Source organism: Albidovulum sp., assembly GCF_049646345.1.
GTDB lineage: Bacteria > Pseudomonadota > Alphaproteobacteria > Rhodobacterales > Rhodobacteraceae > Albidovulum.
The window spans coordinates 1-3,546 of the sequence record NZ_JBARVQ010000291.1 but is presented as its reverse complement, the minus strand read 5'-3'; the positions used below and the strand labels follow the sequence as shown (position 1 = coordinate 3,546).

The window sequence follows — 3,546 nt, the reverse complement described above, 5'->3', positions numbered from 1 at the left end:
GTCCCGGGATCGGAAGACAATGCGATGGCGATCTTCAAGGCGCCCTCGGGTGTGTCGGCGATCTATCAGGCGACCTGGACCGACTGGAAGGGCTACAAGAGTGCCGTCGAGGTCTATGGCTCCCACGGGATGGTGCGGGGCGCCTATGCGCCGATGGAAAATACGCTGATCACGATGGCCGAACCGGGCGGGACCACGACCGTTACCCGCAACCGCTATCGTGGCATTCAGTTTCGCGAAAAGCTGCGCTCGTGGAAGACCACGGCGCTGGCGTCGTTCCAGCAGGAACTGGCCGATTTCGTCGCTTTGACCGAGGGCAAACAGGGCCTGCGCATCGCCGATGGCCATGCCGCGTTGCGCGCGGTCGAAATCGCGGCGGCGGTGCCGGAAAGTTCGCGGACCGGGCAGCCGGTGGTGCTCGAAAACCTCGGGGCGATGGTGCTGTGAGCGGGACGCCCGAACTTTCCATCGTCGTCACGATCATTGATGGCGGCGATTGCCTGCGCGATTTCCTGCGCGCGGTGACCTCTTTCGACGATGCGCCGGATCATGAGGTGATCCTGCCCTATGATGCAAGCCGCCCGGAAGTGCCGGAAATGGCTGCCGAATTTCCGACCGTCACCTTCCTTGATATCGGCCATATCGACCCGATCCACCCGATCACGACCGAGGCGGGTCTGCACGAACTTTACGACCGCCGTCGGGCGCGGGGGTTGGCGGCCTCCAAGGGCCGGATCGTCGCAATTCTTGAGGATCGCGGCCATCCGCGCGCGGACTGGGCGCGTCAGATCGTGCGGCTGCACGCCGAGACGGGCTGCCATGTCGTCGGCGGTGGCATCGAATGCCGGGAACCAGCGAGCCTTCTCAATTTCGCCTTCTACCTCACCGATTTCGGCCGCTACGGGTTGCCGTTTGACAGCGGACCCGCTGAATGGGTGTCGGATGTCAATGTGAGCTATTCCCGCCAAGCCCTTGAAGAAATGAGGCATCTCTGGAAAGAGCGGTATCACGAACCGGTCCTGCATGATTATCTGATGAAGAAGGGCGAAAAGCTCTGGCTTTCGAATGAAATGATCATCTTCCACGGTCGTCCACCCTGCACGCTTGGGTACCTCATTCCCGAACGCTTCCATTGGGGCCGCCTGTTCGGCCATATTCGCACGATGACGATGGGCAACGCTGAACGTTGGAAGCTGATCCTGATGAGCCCCCTGATCCCGCCGCTCCTCTGGCTACGCCACGGCCTGACGCAACGAAAAAAGGGAAGGGGGATCAGATATTTGCAGGCACTTCCTTACACAATGATCCTGACCACGTCCTGGATATTGGGCGAGGTCTGGGGCTATGTGACGAAGAAACCATGAGTGCGCGATGACCGAAAACTGGGACCTCATTGTCATCGGATCGGGCGCGTCGGGCGGCTGGGTCGCCAAGGAGGCGGCGGAGGGCGGCGCAAAGGTTCTGATGCTGGAGGCGGGGCGCAAGCTCGACCCCGCGCAGGATTTCCCTGAACCCGAGCATGAGGGCGGCAGCCGGGTGTCGATCCTGACACGCGTCATGGCGATCCTGAAAGGCCAGCAGGTGCAGGCGCGTTGCATGTCCTTCACGCCGCAAACCGCGCATCTGTTCCTCAATGACCGGGAAAACCCCTATACGACCGGCAAGGGCGCGCGGTTCAACTGGTACCGTGCCCGGCAGGTCGGCGGTCGGCTGCATCTCTGGGGGCGGAATGCGCTGCGCATCTCCGATCTCGACCTCAAGGCCGCTGAACATGACGGGTTTGGCGATACATGGCCCGTCAGCCATGCCGATCTCGATCCCTGGTATGCGCGGGTGGAGGCGTTCCTTGGTGTCACGGGCGAGGCGGCTGGGATCGCGAACCTGCCGGACGGTCACTATTCCGGCCCGCATCCCTTGACCGGGGCCGAGCGTCGGCTGCTGGACGAGATGGCCGAGAAGTGGCCCGACCGGCCCGCCACGACCTGCCGCATCATCCATCACATGCAAGACCGGATGCCACCGCCCCTGACCGCGGCCGAGGCGACGGGGCGGTTTGAGTTGCGCTCAAACGCTGTGGTCGAACGGATCGAGACCGATCCCGATACCGGCCTTGCGACCGGCGTGACCTATATCGACGCGCAAAGCCGCGAACGGGTGACGGTTGCGGCCCGCCATGTTGCAGTCGCGGCCTCGACTATCGAAAGTGTGCGTATCCTTTTGAACTCAAAGGGAAACCGGCATCCGAACGGGCTTGGAAATTCCTCGGGCAATCTCGGGCGCTACCTTTCCGATCACCTCATGGTCTTCCGTGCCGGCACGCTGCCTGAGGTTGAAGGCATGGGGGCAGGCCATGACCCTTACGATTTCGGCCAGCAATCAGGGATCTACATCCCCTCATTCCGCAATGTCGGTGGTGATGACGGGCGCGGTTTCCTGCGCGGTTATTCACTGCTCGGTTCGGTCGGGCGGCTGGAGCCCGGCTGGTTCTTCATGGCGATCGGTGAAGTCCTGCCACGGGCCGATAACCGGGTCGAGCTCGATCCGGCCAAACGCGACGCCTGGGGTATTCCGGTGGCCAAGGTCACGCTGACGCATTCTGACAATGAACGCGCGATGATCCGCGACATGAACGAAAGCCTCAAGGATATCTCGGCCACATTCGGTCTGCCCGACGACCTTCTGGGCCGCGAAAGTCTGATCGCGAAACTGGCCTACAAGTTTGCCGGGCCACTGGTCTACACGCCCGAAGGGGCGCTGATCCCCGGTTCCTCGATCCATGAGACCGGAGGGGCCTGCATGGGCGCCGATCCCGCGCGCCATGTCTGCGACGCGGATAACCGCCTTTACGATGCCGGCAATGTCTGGGTGACCGACTCAGCTGCCTTCCCGACCAACCCGTTCCACAATCCCGGCCTGACCATAATGGCCCTGTCTGCAAGGGCCGGCGCGGGTATCGCGCACACCCTAAAGCGACAAAAGTTCAATAAAAATCAACCATAAGTGGCTATTTTGTTGCGAGATTGTCAGCGTTATGGAAACACTCTGGTGACGCTCATGAGGATTCTTGACTTTCTGGCAAACTGAGGTGATCTGGTGTCAATAATGTGGCGAAAATGCGCTACGGCGATCGAGCAGGTTATGGAGTTGGTTATGATAGTATCAGGAAGAGTACATCTTACGTTTTTGACCGCGATGGGCCTGGCGGCCCTGTCTGTCGCTTCTGTTCCGGGTATGGCCCGGGCCGGTGGAATGGCAGAACCCATCGTCCAGGTGACGATGAATGACTATCTCGATGATCTCTGCACACGCCCAAATCTGACCCGGGCTGAGTTGCGGCAGCTTCGCCGCAGTGCGCAGTTCGGCGACATCCTTGCGCATTCTCTGGAACATTGTCCGGAACTGGCAGCGTTGTTGTCCGATCAGGCAACCGCGACCATCCCGAAGAACAGTCGGATCCGTGACGACAATGGTGTCCGGAACAGCGGCGGCGGCGCCGGCACGGGTGGCAGCGGCGGCGGCACAGGTGGCAGCGGCGGCGGCACAGGT

3 protein-coding genes and 1 pseudogene are annotated in these 3,546 nt (G+C 61.6%); all 4 read left to right on the top strand.

Annotation, left to right across the window (positions count from 1 at the left end):
* Positions 1-447, top strand: a 447-nt coding sequence (locus WBB85_RS07290; protein ID WP_432637960.1) for a Gfo/Idh/MocA family oxidoreductase, incomplete at its 5' end; no start/stop codon positions are given.
* Positions 444-1,364 carry a hypothetical protein gene (locus WBB85_RS07285; protein ID WP_432637959.1) on the top strand — a complete coding sequence of 307 codons (921 nt, stop codon included), beginning with the start codon at positions 444-446 and terminating at the stop codon, positions 1,362-1,364. The genes WBB85_RS07290 and WBB85_RS07285, both read left to right, overlap by 4 nt.
* A 7-nt stretch (positions 1,365-1,371) precedes the next feature.
* Positions 1,372-3,000: a GMC oxidoreductase gene (locus WBB85_RS07280; protein WP_432637958.1), complete on the top strand. Its 1,629-nt coding sequence runs from the start codon at positions 1,372-1,374 to the stop codon at positions 2,998-3,000.
* A gap of 249 nt (positions 3,001-3,249) precedes the next feature.
* Positions 3,250-3,546 (top strand): annotated as a pseudogene (locus tag WBB85_RS07275) (hypothetical protein); the annotation flags it as partial.

Excerpts from the sequence above, each read along its gene's own strand:
- WBB85_RS07280 (WP_432637958.1), top strand. The coding sequence starts at position 1,372 with ATGACCGAAAACTGGGACCTCATTGTCATCGGATCGGGCGCGTCGGGC.